This is a genomic window from Mycolicibacterium thermoresistibile, from assembly GCF_900187065.1.
Lineage (GTDB): Bacteria > Actinomycetota > Actinomycetes > Mycobacteriales > Mycobacteriaceae > Mycobacterium > Mycobacterium thermoresistibile.
Genome location: NZ_LT906483.1, coordinates 2,738,843 through 2,754,790, shown reverse-complemented (window position 1 = coordinate 2,754,790; position 15,948 = coordinate 2,738,843). Strand labels below are relative to the sequence as shown.

Below are 15,948 nucleotides of genomic sequence, written 5' to 3'. Positions count from 1 at the left end.
CGCTGGCGATCCTCTGACATCCCCTGGCCTCAGAACGGAGGGGGCCGGTTGCGTTCGGCGACCAGGTCGGCGTTGAGTCGGCGTTCGGCCTCGATCCGGTAGGCGCGGTCCTCGTCGCGGGTGCGGCGCCGCTTGGGCATCTTCAGGTCGCGGCCTGCGGTGGAGGCCCCTGCGGTGGAGGCCGATGTGGTGTCGGGCGGATTCAGTGTCCCGGTCGGTGCGCACAACGACGGGAAGTGCAAGGCGCTGCCCGGTTTGGTGGTGTGGGTCTGGCCGGTCGGCGACGTCCAGATGACGGTGCCATCGGGCAGTTGACAGTCCTTCCAGCCCGCCCAGAACGTCTTCAACAGATGATGGAAACGACAGAGACACTTCAGATTCGAGGCATGCGTCGGTCCGTCCGGATAGGGGACGGTGTGGTCGACATCGCACACGTCGGCCGGCCGGTCACAACCCGGGAACCGACAGGTGAGGTCGCGGCAGCGGACAAACGCCTCCAGTGCCGCGGACGGCCGATATCGCGGTTCGGGTGGTGCGGAGCCAGGATGCCGCAGCGGACACAGCCGGGCCCGGTCGAGCAGAGGACCCAGCAGGGGTGCGGGCAACACGCCGTGTCCGACGATGAAAGCCGGTGGCGCCGCCGGTGGTTCGGCGCCCTCGTCGTCAACAGCGGCCTGGCCGTCGTCGTCAACAGGGGCCTGGCTCGCGGCGTCGACGGTGCCGGACTCGGCGATCACATAGATCACGGTGTCGGGCGTGGGCTTCTGCTCCGGTGCACCGTTCCGGACGGCCGGGCAGTCATCGGCGCCGCATTCGCACACGAGGTCGAGGCCGTCGGCCAGCGCGCCGAGCGCATCGGCGCGCCGCTCGGCCAGAGTGCGCGGGTCCTCGGGGCACACCGATCGGGCCATCGCGGTCAGACGCTTCTTGAGCGCGGCGGCGTCGGGTGCGGACAGCCGTCCCCACATGTTGGTGATGCCGGGTTCATCGGCCGGCGATCCGATCACCACGTCGCGGCTGCGGTCTGCGGTGCGTGCGCGCCGCAGCGCCCCCGGATCGTAGAGTTCGACCAGCGCGTCGACGGCCTGTTCGGCCTTCTTCTTCGACAACGCGCCCCAGTCGGTGGCGCAGGTGGCCACGGCGGCGTCCACCCGTGCCAGCGCCTCGGCGTCGACGATCAGATGGGTGCGCCACACGATCGTGCGAACCAGCAGATCGCTGATCCGGCCGGCGGCGAACAGGGCGGCGACCTCGGGCAGCCGGTCCCGCAATGCGACCGCCCGGTGGGTCTGCGCCATCGCCAGCCCCTGGCTGATGCCGTGGGCGGCGGCAAGCTCGGCGGTGAGCTCGGCTGCCGGGTCGACGAACCAGTCCTCCCGTTCGCCCGCGGCCAAGCCGGTGCGGCGGGCGAACAACTCGGCCATGACCGCCAATTTGCGGGCGGCCGCCGCATTCTCGGCGCGGGCCCAGCCGACCCCGGCGGCGATGAGCTCCGCGTCACTCAACGACGCGAGGTCTTCGATCTCCGGGAGGGCGGTGGTGTCCGGTCGTGTTCTTTCGAACATATGTGCGAATATAGTGCGGGGGTGTGACAACAGACCCCGACCGAACGGCGAGCTGTGGATGAATCGGCGATTGGGGACAACCGTCATGTCGTTCACCCGCGTGTGCCGGCCACCAGCGATTCGGCCGGTGCGCGGCGTCATGGGAAGATGGGACGCGTGTTGCGATGGATAACGGCCGGTGAATCCCACGGGCGCGCGTTGGTGGCCGTGCTCGAGGGGATGGTCGCCGGTGTGCCCGTCACCTCCGCCGACATCGCCGAGCAACTGCGGCGCCGGCGGCTGGGTTACGGGCGGGGCGCCCGGATGAAATTCGAGCAGGACGAGGTCACCATGCTGGCCGGCGTCCGGCACGGTGTCACCCTCGGCGGACCCATCGCGATCCAGATCGGCAACACCGAGTGGCCCAAGTGGGAGACCGTGATGGCTCCCGACCCGGTCGATCCCGCCGAACTCGCCGACGTCGCGCGCAATGCGCCGCTGACCCGCCCGCGGCCGGGCCACGCCGACTACGCCGGCATGCTCAAGTACGGGTTCGACGACGCCCGGCCGGTGCTGGAACGGGCCAGCGCCCGGGAGACCGCCGCCCGCGTCGCCGCGGGCACGGTGGCCCGCAACTTCCTGCGCGAGGCGCTCGGCGTGGAGGTGATCTCCCACATCATCTCGATCGGTGCGTCCACCCCCTACGACGGCCCGCCGCCGCAACCCTCCGACCTTGCCGCCATCGACGAGAGCCCGGTGCGGGCATTCGGCAAGGACGCCGAGGAATCGATGATCGCCGAGATCGAGTCCGCCAAACGCGACGGCGACACCCTCGGCGGTGTCATCGAGGTGGTCGCCACCGGACTGCCCGTCGGGCTCGGATCGTTCACCAGCGGCGACGACCGCCTCGACAGTCAGCTCGCCGGCGCGGTGATGGGCATCCAGGCGATGAAGGGCGTCGAGATCGGCGACGGTTTCGAAACCGCCCGTCGCCGCGGCAGCCAGGCCCATGACGAGATGTATCCCGGACCCGACGGGGTGAGCCGGTCGACCAACCGGGCCGGCGGGCTGGAGGGCGGCATGACCAACGGCCAGCCGCTGCGGGTGCGGGCGGCGATGAAACCGATCTCCACCGTGCCGCGCGCCCTGTCCACCGTGGACATGACCACCGGTGAACAGGCGTCGGCCATCCACCAGCGTTCGGACGTGTGCGCCGTCCCGGCCGCCGGCGTGGTGGTGGAGACGATGGTCGCGCTGGTGCTGGCCCGCGCCGCGCTGAAGAAGTTCGGCGGGGACTCGCTGACCGAGACCCGCACCAACATCGACAACTACCTGCGCGCGGTGGCGGCCCGCGAACCGTCAGCGCGCCCGGCGGCCCAGGCGTCGGGCTGATGGCGCCCAGGGCGGTGTTGGTGGGATTGCCGGGCTCCGGCAAGTCCACCATCGGCCGGCGGCTGGCCAAGGCCCTGGATCTCACCCTGCTCGACACCGATGTCGTGATCGAGGAGCGCACCGGCCGCACCATCGCCGACATCTTCGCCACCGACGGCGAACCGGAGTTCCGCCGGATCGAGGAGGAGGTCATCCGCGAGGCGCTGGAAACCCACGACGGTGTGCTGTCCCTGGGCGGCGGCGCCGTCACCACACCCGGAGTCCGGGAGGCGCTGGTCGGGCACACCGTGATCTATCTGGAGATCGGTCTGGCCGAGGGAGTTCGCCGCACCGGCGGCAGCACCGTGCGGCCACTGCTGGCCGGCGGGGACCGCACCGAGAAGTTCCGCAAGCTGATGGCCGAACGCGGTCCGTTGTACCGGCAGGTGGCGACCATGCGGATCAACACCAACCGGCGCAATCCGGGTGCCGTGGTCCGCCAGATCGTCAGCCGGCTGGAGGATTCCCGGCCGGAGAACGCTCAGAACACCTCGCCGCGACGGCGCCGTCGTCGCCGTGGCGGCTCCGGCCGCTCCCGAAGAGAGCCGGCCACCCTGACAGCGGAACCGAGCACCGACAATCCGCCCACCCCCGCGGCCCTGGCCGTCCGTCACGCGGAGCGAAGAGAATGACTGAACCGGTAACCGTCGACGTCCAGGTCGACCCGCCCTACCCGGTGATCATCGGCACCGGGCTGCTGGGGGAGCTGGACCGCCTGCTCGGCGGCCGCCACAAGGTGGCCGTGCTGCATCAGCCCGTGCTGGCCCAGACCGCCGAGGCGATCCGGTCCCGGCTGGCGGACAGCGGCGTCGATGCCCACCGCATCGAGATCCCCGACGCCGAGGCGGGCAAGGACCTCCCGGTCGTCGGTTTCGTGTGGGAAGTGTTGGGCCGCATCGGGCTCGGCCGCAAAGACGCGATCGTCAGCCTGGGTGGGGGAGCGGCCACCGATGTCGCCGGATTCGTCGCGGCCACCTGGCTGCGCGGGGTCGACATCGTGCACATCCCCACCACGCTGCTGGGCATGGTCGACGCCGCGGTCGGCGGGAAGACCGGCATCAACACCGATGCCGGCAAGAACCTGGTCGGGGCGTTCCATCAGCCGATCGGGGTGCTGATCGACCTGGCGACGATGGAGACGTTGCCGCGCAACGAGATCGTCGCCGGTATGGCGGAGGTGGTGAAGGCCGGATTCATCGCCGACCCGAAGATCCTGGACTTGATCGAGGCCAATCCGCAGGCCGCGCTGGACCCGGCCGGGGACGTGCTGCCCGAACTGATCCGGCGGGCGGTGGCGGTCAAGGCCGAGGTGGTGGCCGCCGACGAGAAGGAATCGCAACTGCGGGAGATCCTCAACTACGGCCACACCCTGGCTCATGCGATCGAACGGCGCGAGCGTTACCAGTGGCGTCACGGCGCGGCGGTGTCGGTGGGCCTGGTGTACGCCGCCGAACTGGGCCGGCTGGCCGGCCGGCTCGACGACGCCACCGCCGATCGGCACCGTTCGGTGCTGACCGCGCTGGGGCTGCCGGTCAGTTACGACGCCGATGCGTTGCCGGAGCTGCTGGAGTTCATGCGCGGCGACAAGAAGACCCGCTCCGGGGTGTTGCGGTTCGTGGTGCTCGACGGCCTGGCCAAACCGGGACGGTTGGAGGGCCCGGACCCGTCGTTGCTGACCGCCGCCTACTCGGAGATCGCCGCACAGGGGAGCAAGGCATGACCGCGCAGTCCACGGTGTACGTCATCAACGGGCCGAACCTGGGCCGGCTCGGCCGCCGTCAACCGGAGGTGTACGGCAGTACGACCCACGACGATCTGGTTGCCATGATCGAACGGGAGGCCACCGACCTCGGGCTGAAAGCCGTTGTCCGGCAGAGCGACAGCGAAGCCGAGCTGCTCGGCTGGATCCATGACGCGGCCGACGCCGGGGTGCCGGTGATCCTCAACGCCGGCGCGTTCACCCACACGTCGATCGCCCTGCGGGACGCCTGCGCGGAACTGCGCGCACCGCTGATCGAGGTGCACATCTCCAACGTGCACGCCCGGGAGGAGTTCCGGCACCACTCCTATCTGAGCGCGGTGGCGACCGGGGTCATCGTCGGGCTCGGCGTGCAGGGCTACCTGCTGGCACTCCGCTACCTCGCGAACACCGGCAAGAGCGCCTGAACCCGGAAACTCCCCGAAAGCCGGGAAACTCCCCGGAAAGATCTAGGTGCGGTCCTGGGGCGGGGCCTCGACGGTCGTGCCGCCGCCGTTCTGCACCGCGGCGAACACGTCGGTGTCGGCGTTCGTGTCACCGTCGGCTCCGACCCGGCGGCGCGGCTGGTCGGGCGTCTTGCGGTCGACCAGCCAGCGGCCCAGCGCCACCCCGCTCAGCGCCGCCAGGAACGTCAGCAGCGCGGTGAACGCCGCGAACGTGGTGACCTCGTTGATCAGGGCCTCCACGTACAGGCTCTCGTAGAACAGCCCGATGAACCAGCAGACCGCACCGCTGACCACCCCGGCGAACAACCCGGCCAGCAGCCAGGCCATCGACAGATCCGAGCGGCGATCCGGGTCGGGGTTGGCTCGTGCGTCGGACCTGCCGTCCAGATAGCCCCACACGAAGGCGACGATGGCGAACGCCACCACCAGGGTCACACTGATCAATGTCGCCCGGACGGGCCAGGCATTGATCAACGCGCCCTGGAAGAGTCGAACCACCACCATCAGGGCCGCGAACACCAGTCCGCGCAGCAGCCACTTACTCATGGGGCCTCAGCGTAGCGAGTAGCTTCATCAACTGTGACTATTTCACAACGACGGGATCGACTGCGACACCACCTCGCCGACGCCGAACTCGACGCGATGTTGGTCACCGATCTGACCAACGTCCGTTATCTCTCCGGGTTCACCGGGTCGAATGCCGCACTGTTGGTCAAGGCGGACGGCGCCACCGCCGTGCTGGCGACAGACGGGCGCTACCGCACCCAGGCCGCCCGGCAGGCGCCCGACGTCGAACTGGTCATCGAGCGGGCGTGCGGGCCCCACCTGGCCGGCCGCGCCGCCGCCGACGGGATCCGCCGGCTGGGTTTCGAGAGCCATGTGGTCACCGTGGACGCCCACACGGCGTTGCAGCAGGCCGCCGAGGGTGTCGAGCTGGTGCGCGCCCCGCGGATCGTCGAACGGCTGCGCGAGGTCAAGGATGCCGGGGAGATCGCGATCCTGCGGCTGGCCTGCGAAGCCGCCGACGCGGCGCTGACGGATCTGGTCGCCGGTGGGGGGCTGCGTCCGGGCCGCACCGAGAAGCAGGTGCGACGCGACCTGGAGTCGCTGATGCTCGACCACGGCGCCGACGGGCCGTCGTTCGAGACCATCGTGGCGGCCGGAGCCAATTCGGCGATCCCGCACCACCGCCCGACCGACGCCGAGCTGAAGGCCGGGGACTTCGTCAAGATCGACTTCGGGGCGCTGGTGGCCGGCTACCACTCCGATATGACCCGCACCTTCGTGCTCGGTCCGGCGGCGCAGTGGCAGCACGAGCTCTACGAGCTGGTGGCGACCGCGCAGCGGGCCGGGACCGAGGCGCTGCGGGCGGGGGCGCCGCTGCGCGAGGTGGACGCCGCGGCGCGGCAGGTGATCGCCGACGCCGGGTATGCCGACAACTTCGGCCACGGTCTTGGGCACGGCGTCGGACTGCACATCCACGAAGCGCCGGGGATCAACGCCGCCGCCGTCGGTACACTGCTTGCTGGCTCTGTGGTTACCGTGGAGCCAGGTGTCTATCTGCCCGACCGTGGCGGTGTCCGCATCGAGGACACGCTGGTCGTAGGTGAGACGACCCCCGACTTGCTCACCAGGTTCCCCAAGGATCTGGCTGTTCTCGACTGAGATTTAGGAGACGAACCGACTGTGGCAACGACCGCCGACTTCAAGAACGGGCTGGTGCTGGTGATCGACGGCCAGCTGTGGCAGATCGTCGAGTTCCTGCACGTCAAGCCGGGTAAGGGGCCGGCGTTCGTGCGGACCAAACTCAAGAACGTGGTGTCGGGCAAGACCGTCGACAAGACCTTCAACGCCGGGGTGAAGGTCGAGACCGCCACGGTCGACCGGCGCGACGCCACCTATCTGTACCGGGACGGCTCGGACTTCGTGTTCATGGACTCCGAGAACTACGAGCAGCACCCGCTGCCCGAGTCGATGGTCGGCGACGCGGCCAAGTTCCTGCTGGAGAGCCTGCCTGTGCAGATCGCCTTCCACGACGGCTCCCCGCTGTATCTGGAGCTGCCGGTGTCGGTGGAGCTGGAGGTCACCCACACCGAGCCGGGCCTGCAGGGCGACCGGTCCAGCGCCGGAACCAAGCCGGCCACCGTGGAGACCGGTGCGGAGATTCAGGTGCCGTTGTTCATCAACACCGGTGACAAGGTCAAGGTGGACACCCGCGACGGCAGTTACCTGGGACGTGTGACCAACTAGCTGTGACCGACAAGAAGCCCGAACGTCGCGCCGACCGGGGCCGGCATCAAGCCCGTAAACGAGCAGTCGACCTTCTGTTCGAGGCGGAGGCCAGGCAGATCACTCCCGCCGAGGCGGCGGAGCAGCGAAACGCCCTGGCCGAGAAGCAACCCGACATCGCGCCGCTCAACCCGTACACGGTGAAGGTGGTGCGCGGGGTGACCGAGCACCTCGCGCACATCGACGACCTCATCTCCGCGCACCTGCAGGGCTGGACGTTGGAGCGGCTGCCCGCGGTGGACCGGGCCATCCTGCGGGTGGCGGTGTGGGAGCTGCTGCACGCCGACGACGTTCCCGAGCCGGTGGCCGTGGACGAGGCGGTGGAACTGGCCAAGGAACTGTCCACCGACGAGTCGCCGGGCTTCGTCAACGGGGTGCTCGGACAGGTGATGCTGGTGACCCCGCAGATCCGCGCGGCCGCCCAGGCGGTGCGCGGTACCGAGTGACTCCCGTTACGTATGGGCTTCGCGCCAGGCGGCGACAATCTCCGCGCGTAGTCGCCCCTTGTCCGCCACCGGCAGGCCCGCGTCGCGTGCCCAGGTGCGGATCTGCGCGGAGCTCGGCTCGACTCGATGAGATCCGTGATCGGCTGTCGCGTCGACACCGAAGGCCGCGGCCGCATCGGCGTTGTCGAGGGCCCAGGTGCGGCCGGCGGCCAGATACCGATAGGTGTACTCCTGCGCGAGCTTGCGGGTCTGACAGAACACGATCGGCACCGTCGGGAACGCGATCTGCAGTTCGGCCAGCGCATCGGCGACCACCGAAGGCCGGGCGTAGGTCAGCTTGAAGATCTCCGAATACCGATCCTCCACCACCACCGCGGCCCGCGGCAGCGTGGCGAGCTCGGTGAGTTGGTATTTGAGCTTGCCGTTGAGCAGACCGCTGGTCAGGTCCGACAACGACTTTCGCTCGACCGCCGCCACCAGCCGCTCGCCGACGGCCACGCCGTAATCACCGCAGGGTAGGGCGCGTCGGCTCACGGTGACGGGTTTGTCCGCGAAGTCGTAGGCGTAGCGCTCATGGGTGTCCACGACGACGTGCAGGTCGGCGATGCCCGCGGCCCGGGCTGACGGGGTGCGTACCCCGGGCCGGGACTGCCTGGTGGTGCGTGGGCCCTGCCAGAACACCACCTCGCGTCCGCGCGCGGTGGTGAAGACCAACTGGGAGCGGTTCTCCCGGCCCCGGGCGGCGATGATGTCGATCGCGGCGCCGCGCCGCTGACACGCCCGCAGTTCGATCCGTTCGACCACCTCGGCGTCGGCCGGCCATTGCTCGAGGTCCAGCGGGTGACAGTACAACGCCTTCGTTCGCGGCCAGGTCCCCGACGTCGAGAACACCAGTCCTGCACCGAGGGGGAGGCGGATCAGGTAGGGCAACCGCGACTCGGGGTTCGGGTTCGCCGCGATGAGCAGTTCCACGTGGGTGAGGTTAGTCGGTGCCCGATTCGGATCAGCGCGATCAAAAGGCCGTTCCGCCGGCTGCGGTGGCGTATAGCGCCCCGCCGGCTGCGTTCTTGCAGGTAGCGGCACTACACGGGGCGGCGCATTGCGGCTCGGCTTCTCAACGCCCGAAGTGACGGCGTGAAGCGGTGCCTTTGGCGCACCTACCATGAGCTGCGTGCTGCGCCAGCAAATTCACGCCGGGGCCTATCCCGACGGACTGCCGTCGAGCAGCAGCTGGCGGCGGATTTCTTCGTCTCCCGTAACACCGTTCGCGAAGCGCTCGCCGCGCTCAAGGCGGAGGGCCTGATCGGTCGCGGCCCGAAGGTCGGCACGCACGTACTGGTGCGCAAGTACGAGCATGGGCTCGACGCCCTGGTCGGCCTCAAGGAGACGTCCAAACTACGGCGAGGTACGCAACGAGTCCGTGCCGCGATGACCCTTGCCGCCCCGCCCGCCGTGGCGCGCCGGTTGGGGTTGCAGCCCGGCGCACAGGTGGTTCCTGCCTGGGCTGTTCGGCGGGCTGTCGGTGGGCATGGGGGTGGCCTGGATCTGCGTCATCTCCGCGGAACGGGTGCAGCTGGCTCGCGGACTGGCCGGGGCGCCGCGCGCGGTGATGATGGACGAACCGTTCGCCGCGCTGGACACCCAGATCCGCGCCGCAATGCAACGCCTGTTGATCGACACCTGGCGGGCCCATCCCACCACGATCGTGTTCGTCACGCACGACGTCGACGAAGCGTTGATCCTCGGCGATCGGGTGGCTGTGCTCGGTCGCGCCGGCCAACCGCTGCGGGCGGTGCTCGACGTCTCCGAACCACGCACCGAGCACATATCCCGCGTCGCCTTACGCAAGAAATTAATTGCAGCACTGGAGAATTCATGAGAATACCGGAACTGAGCGAAACCGTTCGGTTCGACACCGATGTGCTGGTGATCGGCGGCGGCACCGCCGGCACCATGGCCGCGCTGACCGCCGCCGAACACGGTGCGCGGGTGCTGCTGCTGGAGAAGGCGCATGTGCGCCACTCCGGTGCGCTGGCCATGGGCATGGACGGTGTCAACAACGCCGGCATCGTCAACCAGTGCACCATCTATCAGACCGCCACCCGCGGATTCGCGATGGTCCAGCGGCTGGAACGCTACGGCGTGAAATTCGAGAAAGATGAACACGGCGAGTACGCGGTGCGTCGGGTGCACCGGTCCGGCTCTTATGCGCTGCCGATGCCGGAGGGCAAGGACGTCAAGAAGGCGCTGTACCGGGTGCTGCGGCAACGCAAAATGCGGGAGAAGATCCAGATCGAGAACCGGTTGACGCCGGTGCGGGTGCTCACCGATGGCACGAGGGCCGTCGGTGCCGCCGCCCTGCACACCCGCACGGGGGACTTCGTCGCGGTGGCCGCCAAGGCAGTGATCCTGGCCACCGGTGCATGCGGGCGCCTCGGTCTGCCGGCCTCGGCTATCTCTACGGCACTTATGAGAACCCCACCAACGCCGGTGACGGCTACTCGATGGCGTATCACGCCGGTGCCGAACTGTCGGGTATCGAATGCTTTCAGGTCAACCCGCTGATCAAGGATTACAACGGCCCGGCCTGCGCCTACGTCGCCAACCCGTTCGGCGGGTATCAGGTCAACGCAGCGGGGGGCGGTTCGTCGACTCCGACTACTGGTCCGGCCAGATGATGGCCGAGGTCAAAAGCGAGATCGAATCCGCCCGTGGGCCTATCTACCTGAAGGTCTCCCATCTGCCCGACGAGACGTTGAGCACGCTGGAGAACATCCTGCATACCACCGAACGGCCCACCCGCGGCACATTCCAGCCAACCGCGGCCACGACTACCGCACCCATGATATCGAGATGCACATCTCCGAGATCGCGCTGTGCAGTGGGCATTCCGCCTCCGGGGTGTGGGTCGACGAACATGCCCGCACCACGGTGCCCGGCCTGTACGCCGCCGGTGACCTGGCCTGCGTGCAGCACAACTACATGATCGGTGCCTTCGTCCACGGTGATCTGGCCGGGGAACACGCCGCCTCGACACTGACCGAAACCCAACTACCGCAGCAGCTTCCCGAGGACCAACTGCGCGAAGCCCACTAGTTGATCTACCGGCCGCTGCGCCATCCCGACGGCCCACCGCAACCGCAGGTGGAGTACAAGCTGCGGCGGTTCGTCAACGACTACGTCGCACCGCCGAAGACAGCGACGAAACTGTCCATCGCGGTGCAAACCTTCGAGCGGATGCGTGACGAGATCGCCGAGATGGGCGCGCGCACCCCACACGAGTTGATGCGCGCGGTGGAGGTGTGACGACGACAGCGAGATGCGGTTCCGTAAACGCCCGGTCGCCCTGTATCTGGTGCCGGTGCCGGAGCTGCAGCATGTGCCTTCGCAGCGGCCCGTGGTGGCCGTCGAGCAGCCGCCGTTGGTGGGCGGGCCGGCGTCTACCGCGGCGGGTACCAGGATCCGGAAAACCGCCGGACCGCCGCCGTCGCCGCGGATCGCGCAGGTGTTGGCCCTGGAGGCACCCACCGTCGACGACCTCGGCAGCTACCTCGCCGACCCGGACGCCGGGGTGCGCCGCACCGCCGTCGCCACCCTGGTCGAGCACTTGCCGGACGGCTATTCGGCCGTGCTGCTGCACGCCCTGCACGACGACGACGGCGAGGTGCGCCGTGTCGCCGCGGATGGGCTGCGGGAACTGGTCGACGTGTTACCGCGACCCGAAGTTGTTGCGGTGCACCTGAAATTACCTGACCCGCTGGTGCGGTCGGTAGCGGTGTACGTGCCCAGCCTCACCCGCTGGGCCGACGACCCGGCGGCCCGCGACGCGCTGGAACTCGCGCTCAAGGACACCGACGCCGACGTGCGTGCCTACGCCCGCCGCGCGCTCTACAAGTCCAGCGCCTGATAGGTGCAGCGGACGAACTTGGGCTGCACCGACTGCAGCTTCAGCAGTGAGGTGTTGCCGGCGATGGTCGCGGCCGCGTCCACACCCAGCGTCGGGAAGTTCTGGATCAGATAGATCAGGATCAGATCGGCGCTGGGATCGGCCTGCCACCAGGTGCCGTAGGCGCCCGGCCAGCTGAAGGTGCCCGGCCCGCCCGGTCCGTACAGCCGCTGGGACTGCGCCGGATCGGTGACCACCGACAGGTTCAGCCCGAAGCCGCGGCCCAGCCAGAACGGCATGCCCAGGAACGGGTGCTGCTTCTGCTCGGCGGTCAACCGATCGGTGCGCATCGCCCGCGCCGACTCCTCGGACAGCACCCGCACCCCGTCGACGGCCCCGCCGCCCAACAGCATCCGGGCGAAGGTCAGATAGTCGTCGACGGTGGAGAACAGCCCGCCGCCGCCCATGCAGAACGGCGGCGGGGTGACCGCCGGCGGACCCATCGCGTCGTTGCTGAGCGTGTCGTCGTCGGTGAGCCGGTACATGGTCGCAGTGCGGTTGCGGTTGGCCGCCGCCACATAGAACCCGGTGTCGACCATGCCCAGTGGCCCGAAGATGCGTTCGGCGAGCACGTCCTGCAGGGTCTTGCCCTCGATGCGTTCCAGCAGGATGCCGAGGACGTCGGTGGCGTTCGAGTAGGTCAGCCGCTCACCGGGCTGATGTTCCAGCGGCAGCTCGGCGAGCTCGGCCAGCCAGTGGTCCGGATGCTGGCGGGTGGAGATCCGCGAGTAGGCCCGCGCCAGCGGACCGGTCACCGAGAAGAAGTACGCCAGCCCGCTGCGGTGGGTCATCAGATCCTCGACGGTGATCGCCCGCCGCGCCGGATGGGTGCGGTCCAGCGGTCCGCCCGGGGTGTCGAGCACCCGCATGTCGGCCAGTTCGGGAAGCCAGCGGGTCACCGGGTCCGTCAGCGCCAGCCGGCCCTCGTCGACGAGCGTCATCGCCGCGGCGACGGTGACCGGTTTGGTCATCGAGGCGATGCGGAAGATGGTGTCGCGGCGCATCGGCAGCCGGGCCTCCACATCGCGGTGACCGAGTTCATTGACCTGGAGCACCTGTCCGCCCCGCCACACCAGGGTGACGGCCCCGGCCAGGACACCGGAGTCGATGGCTTCGATGATCGAGGATCGATTCGCGTCGAGCTGCACCGAGCCAGCCTACGACGTTCGGCGCAGCGGCCATCGGGTGCTAAGCTCGCCGCAGTTCGACGTCCTTTAACGATCCGTCCCGTGAGGCGGAGAAGGAGGTCAGGGGTCACTCGTGGGCTCGATGGCTGACGGTTCAGATGCCGCCCGGGAATTGTTGTCCGCGGCGGACGTCGGCCGAACCATTTCCCGCATCGCCCATCAGATCATCGAGAAGACCGCGCTCGACGGTCCGGACGCGCCCCGGGTGGTGCTGCTGGGAATCCCCACCCGCGGGGTGACGCTGGCCGACCGGCTGGCCACCAAGATCCGCGAATTCTCCGGCGTGCAGGTGCCGCACGGCGCACTGGACATCACGCTGTACCGCGACGACCTGAACATCAAACCGCCCCGCCCGTTGGAGGACACCACCATCCCCGAGGGCGGGATCGACGACGCGCTGGTGATCCTCGTCGACGACGTGTTGTTCTCCGGCCGCTCGGTGCGGTCGGCGCTGGATGCGCTGCGCGACATCGGCCGGCCGCGCGCGGTGCAGCTGGCGGTGCTGGTCGACCGCGGGCACCGCGAGTTGCCGTTGCGCGCCGACTATGTCGGCAAGAACGTGCCGACCTCCCGCAGTGAGAGCGTGCGGGTGCTGCTGCGTGAACACGACGACCGGGACGGGGTGGTGATCTCCAGATGACGGCTCGGCATCTGCTGTCGGCGGCCGATCTGTCACGTGACGAGGCCGTGGCCATCCTCGACGACGCCGACCGGTTCCGGCAGGCGCTGCTCGGCCGGGATGTGAAGAAGCTGCCCACGCTGCGCGGCCGCACCATCATCACGATGTTCTACGAGAACTCCACCCGCACCCGGGTGTCGTTCGAGGTGGCCGGCAAGTGGATGAGCGCCGACGTGATCAACGTCAGCGCCACCGGGTCCTCGGTGGGCAAGGGGGAGTCGCTGCGCGACACCGCGCTGACGTTGCGGGCGGCCGGCGCCGACGCGCTGGTCATCCGCCACCCGGCGTCCGGGGCGGCCCAGCAGCTGGCGCACTGGACGGCCGACGGGGACGGCGGCGGGCCCAGCGTCATCAACGCCGGGGACGGCACCCACGAACACCCCACCCAGGCGCTGCTGGACGCGCTGACGATCCGGCAGCGGCTCGGCGGTATCGAGGGCCGGCGGGTCGTCATCGTCGGCGACATCCTGCACAGCCGGGTGGCCCGGTCCAATGTGTCGCTGCTGCACACCCTGGGCGCCGAGGTGGTGCTGGTCGCCCCGCCCACACTGCTGCCGGTGGGGGTTACCGATTGGCCGGCCACCGTGTCGCACGATCTCGACGCCGAACTGCCCGGCGCCGACGCGGTGCTGATGCTGCGGGTGCAGGCCGAGCGGATGAACGGCGGCTTCTTCCCGTCGGCGCGGGAGTACTCGGTGCTCTACGGGCTCAGCGAGCAGCGGCAGGCCATGCTGTCCGGCGACGCGGTGGTGCTGCATCCGGGTCCGATGCTGCGGGGCATGGAGATCGCGTCCACGGTGGCCGATTCGGTGCAATCGGCGGTGTTGCAACAGGTTTCCAACGGGGTCCACGTGCGGATGGCGGTGCTGTTCCACCTGCTCGTGGGTGCCGACGAACAGGTGAGTGTATGAGGGTTTTGATCCGCAACGTGCGACCCTACGGCGAGGGTGAACCCGTCGACGTGCTGGTCGCCGACGGTCAGATCGCCGAGATCGGCGAGAAGCTGCCGATTCCCGGCGACGGTGAACTCGGTGACGTCATCGACGCCGACGGTCAGATCCTGCTGCCCGGCTTCGTCGATCTGCACACCCACCTGCGCGAGCCCGGCCGCGAATACGCCGAGGACATCGAAACCGGTTCGGCGGCAGCGGCTCTCGGCGGCTACACGGCGGTGTTCGCGATGGCCAACACCGATCCGGTGGCCGACAGCCCGGTGGTCACCGACCACGTCTGGCGGCGCGGCCAGCAGGTCGGGCTGGTCGACGTGCATCCGGTCGGCGCCGTGACCGTCGGCCTGGAGGGCAGACAGCTCACCGAGATGGGCCTGATGGCCGCCGGCGCCGCCCGGGTGCGGATGTTCTCCGACGATGGCCTCTGCGTGCACGACCCGCTGGTGATGCGGCGCGCCCTGGAATACGCGCGCGGGCTGGGGGTGCTGATCGCCCAGCACGCCGAGGAGCCGCGGCTGACCGTCGGCGCCGTCGCCCACGAGGGGCCCAACGCGGCCCGGCTCGGGCTGACCGGCTGGCCGCGGGCGGCCGAGGAGTCGATCGTGGCCCGCGACGCCCTGCTGGCCCGCGACGCCGGCGCGCGCGTGCACATCTGCCACGCCTCCACCGCCGGGACCGTCGAACTGGTGAAATGGGCCAAGGCCCAAGGAATCTCGATCACCGCCGAGGTCACCCCGCACCACCTGATGCTGGATGACTCCCGGCTGGCCAGCTACGACGGCCGCAACCGGGTCAACCCGCCGCTGCGCGAGGCCGGAGACGCCGAGGCGCTGCGGCGGGCGCTGGCCGACGGTGTGATCGACTGTGTGGCCACCGACCACGCGCCGCACGCCGAACACGAGAAGATGTGCGAGTTCGCCGCCGCCCGCCCCGGCATGCTGGGTCTGCAGACCGCGTTGTCGGTGGTGGTGCAGACCATGGTGACGCCCGGGCTGCTGGACTGGCGCGGGGTGGCGCGGGTGATGAGCGAGAACCCGGCCCGCATCGTCGGGCTGCCCGATCAGGGGCGCCCGCTGGAGGTCGGGGAACCGGCCAACCTCACCGTCGTCGACCCGGACGCCAGCTGGGTGGTCGAGGGCTCCGGGCTGGCCAGCCGATCGGCGAACACCCCCTACGAATCGATGACGCTGCCGGCCACCGTGACGCTGACCATGTTGCGCGGCAAGATCACCGCCCGCGACGGGAAGGCCGCGACGTCATGAGCGCGGGGA

14 protein-coding genes and 3 pseudogenes are annotated in these 15,948 nt (G+C 69.4%); 13 read left to right on the top strand and 4 right to left on the bottom strand.

Going from position 1 to position 15,948, the window contains the following annotated elements; translation table 11 throughout:
- Nucleotides 1-29 precede the first annotated feature (29 nt).
- A complete protein-coding gene (locus CKW28_RS12895) occupies nucleotides 30-1,565 on the bottom strand; it encodes an HNH endonuclease signature motif containing protein (protein ID WP_003925463.1) in 1,536 nt (511 codons plus the stop codon).
- A gap of 156 nt (nucleotides 1,566-1,721) precedes the next feature.
- Between CKW28_RS12895 and aroC the strand changes: the two genes are divergently transcribed.
- The 4 genes from aroC to aroQ are packed head-to-tail and all read left to right on the top strand — an operon-like array spanning nucleotide 1,722 to nucleotide 5,141.
- On the top strand, nucleotides 1,722-2,936 hold the full coding sequence (gene aroC, locus CKW28_RS12890; RefSeq protein WP_003925462.1) for a chorismate synthase: 1,215 nt from the start codon (nucleotides 1,722-1,724) through the stop codon (nucleotides 2,934-2,936).
- Nucleotides 2,936-3,607: a shikimate kinase gene (locus CKW28_RS12885; RefSeq protein ID WP_040546708.1), complete on the top strand. Its 672-nt coding sequence runs from the start codon at nucleotides 2,936-2,938 to the stop codon at nucleotides 3,605-3,607. Before aroC ends, CKW28_RS12885 begins: the two co-directional genes overlap by 1 nt.
- Entirely contained in the window at nucleotides 3,604-4,695 is a 1,092-nt protein-coding gene (gene aroB / locus CKW28_RS12880; protein ID WP_003925460.1) for a 3-dehydroquinate synthase, read from the top strand. Before CKW28_RS12885 ends, aroB begins: the two co-directional genes overlap by 4 nt.
- Nucleotides 4,692-5,141, top strand: a complete 450-nt coding sequence (gene aroQ, locus CKW28_RS12875; protein WP_003925459.1) for a type II 3-dehydroquinate dehydratase — start codon at nucleotides 4,692-4,694, stop codon at nucleotides 5,139-5,141. Before aroB ends, aroQ begins: the two co-directional genes overlap by 4 nt.
- A 42-nt stretch (nucleotides 5,142-5,183) precedes the next feature.
- Here aroQ and CKW28_RS12870 read toward each other — a convergent pair whose 3' ends face one another.
- Entirely contained in the window at nucleotides 5,184-5,726 is a 543-nt protein-coding gene (locus tag CKW28_RS12870) for a B-4DMT family transporter (protein ID WP_003925458.1), read from the bottom strand.
- Between the two features lie 33 nt (nucleotides 5,727-5,759).
- Here CKW28_RS12870 and CKW28_RS12865 point away from each other — a divergent pair, with 33 nt between their 5' ends.
- Genes CKW28_RS12865 through nusB form a run of 3 tightly spaced genes read left to right on the top strand, consistent with a single transcriptional unit; the run spans nucleotide 5,760 to nucleotide 7,915 of the window.
- Entirely contained in the window at nucleotides 5,760-6,845 is a 1,086-nt protein-coding gene (locus CKW28_RS12865) for a M24 family metallopeptidase (RefSeq protein WP_003925457.1), read from the top strand.
- A 21-nt stretch (nucleotides 6,846-6,866) separates the two neighbouring features.
- A complete protein-coding gene (gene efp / locus CKW28_RS12860; protein WP_003925456.1) occupies nucleotides 6,867-7,430 on the top strand; it encodes an elongation factor P in 564 nt (187 codons plus the stop codon).
- A 2-nt stretch (nucleotides 7,431-7,432) separates the two neighbouring features.
- Nucleotides 7,433-7,915: a transcription antitermination factor NusB gene (gene nusB, locus CKW28_RS12855; RefSeq protein ID WP_003925455.1), complete on the top strand. Its 483-nt coding sequence runs from the start codon at nucleotides 7,433-7,435 to the stop codon at nucleotides 7,913-7,915.
- 6 nt (nucleotides 7,916-7,921) lie between these two features.
- Here nusB and CKW28_RS12850 read toward each other — a convergent pair whose 3' ends face one another.
- Nucleotides 7,922-8,887 (bottom strand): ERCC4 domain-containing protein, encoded by a 966-nt coding sequence (locus CKW28_RS12850; protein ID WP_003925454.1) that lies wholly within the window; start codon nucleotides 8,885-8,887, stop codon nucleotides 7,922-7,924.
- 162 nt (nucleotides 8,888-9,049) lie between these two features.
- On the opposite strand from CKW28_RS12850, the pseudogene CKW28_RS24510 reads away from it, so the two are divergent.
- From CKW28_RS24510 to CKW28_RS12835, 3 pseudogenes are all read left to right on the top strand, one after another.
- A pseudogene (locus CKW28_RS24510) lies at nucleotides 9,050-9,196 on the top strand (hypothetical protein); the annotation flags it as partial.
- Nucleotides 9,197-9,476: 280 nt separating this feature from the next.
- Nucleotides 9,477-9,794: pseudogene (locus tag CKW28_RS12840) on the top strand (ABC transporter ATP-binding protein); the annotation flags it as partial.
- Nucleotides 9,791-11,705 (top strand): annotated as a pseudogene (locus tag CKW28_RS12835) (fumarate reductase/succinate dehydrogenase flavoprotein subunit); the annotation flags it as partial. The pseudogenes CKW28_RS12840 and CKW28_RS12835, both read left to right, overlap by 4 nt.
- Nucleotides 11,706-11,803: 98 nt before the next feature.
- Here the strand turns inward: CKW28_RS12835 and CKW28_RS12830 are convergent.
- A complete protein-coding gene (locus CKW28_RS12830) occupies nucleotides 11,804-13,009 on the bottom strand; it encodes a serine hydrolase domain-containing protein (protein WP_003925451.1) in 1,206 nt (401 codons plus the stop codon).
- Nucleotides 13,010-13,130: 121 nt separating this feature from the next.
- Here CKW28_RS12830 and pyrR point away from each other — a divergent pair, with 121 nt between their 5' ends.
- Genes pyrR through CKW28_RS12815 form a run of 3 tightly spaced genes read left to right on the top strand, consistent with a single transcriptional unit; the run spans nucleotide 13,131 to nucleotide 15,939 of the window.
- Nucleotides 13,131-13,688 carry a bifunctional pyr operon transcriptional regulator/uracil phosphoribosyltransferase PyrR gene (gene pyrR, locus CKW28_RS12825; RefSeq protein WP_040546905.1) on the top strand — a complete coding sequence of 186 codons (558 nt, stop codon included), beginning with the start codon at nucleotides 13,131-13,133 and terminating at the stop codon, nucleotides 13,686-13,688.
- Nucleotides 13,685-14,638 (top strand): aspartate carbamoyltransferase catalytic subunit, encoded by a 954-nt coding sequence (locus CKW28_RS12820; RefSeq protein WP_003925449.1) that lies wholly within the window; start codon nucleotides 13,685-13,687, stop codon nucleotides 14,636-14,638. The genes pyrR and CKW28_RS12820 overlap by 4 nt, the downstream gene beginning before the upstream one ends.
- A complete protein-coding gene (locus tag CKW28_RS12815) occupies nucleotides 14,635-15,939 on the top strand; it encodes a dihydroorotase (protein ID WP_003925448.1) in 1,305 nt (434 codons plus the stop codon). Before CKW28_RS12820 ends, CKW28_RS12815 begins: the two co-directional genes overlap by 4 nt.
- The last annotated feature ends 9 nt before the right edge of the window (nucleotides 15,940-15,948 follow it).

Bases quoted from the DNA above. Each gene is read 5' to 3' on its own strand.
- CKW28_RS12885 (WP_040546708.1), top strand. From the start codon at position 2,936: ATGGCGCCCAGGGCGGTGTTGGTGGGATTGCCGGGCTCCGGCAAGTCC.
- aroB (WP_003925460.1), top strand. From the start codon at position 3,604: ATGACTGAACCGGTAACCGTCGACGTCCAGGTCGACCCGCCCTACCCG.
- pyrR (WP_040546905.1), top strand. From the start codon at position 13,131: ATGGCTGACGGTTCAGATGCCGCCCGGGAATTGTTGTCCGCGGCGGAC.
- CKW28_RS12870 (WP_003925458.1), bottom strand. From the start codon at position 5,726: ATGAGTAAGTGGCTGCTGCGCGGACTGGTGTTCGCGGCCCTGATGGTG.
- CKW28_RS12895 (WP_003925463.1), bottom strand. From the start codon at position 1,565: ATGTTCGAAAGAACACGACCGGACACCACCGCCCTCCCGGAGATCGAA.
- CKW28_RS12815 (WP_003925448.1), top strand. From the start codon at position 14,635: ATGAGGGTTTTGATCCGCAACGTGCGACCCTACGGCGAGGGTGAACCC.
- CKW28_RS12820 (WP_003925449.1), top strand. From the start codon at position 13,685: ATGACGGCTCGGCATCTGCTGTCGGCGGCCGATCTGTCACGTGACGAG.
- aroQ (WP_003925459.1), top strand. From the start codon at position 4,692: ATGACCGCGCAGTCCACGGTGTACGTCATCAACGGGCCGAACCTGGGC.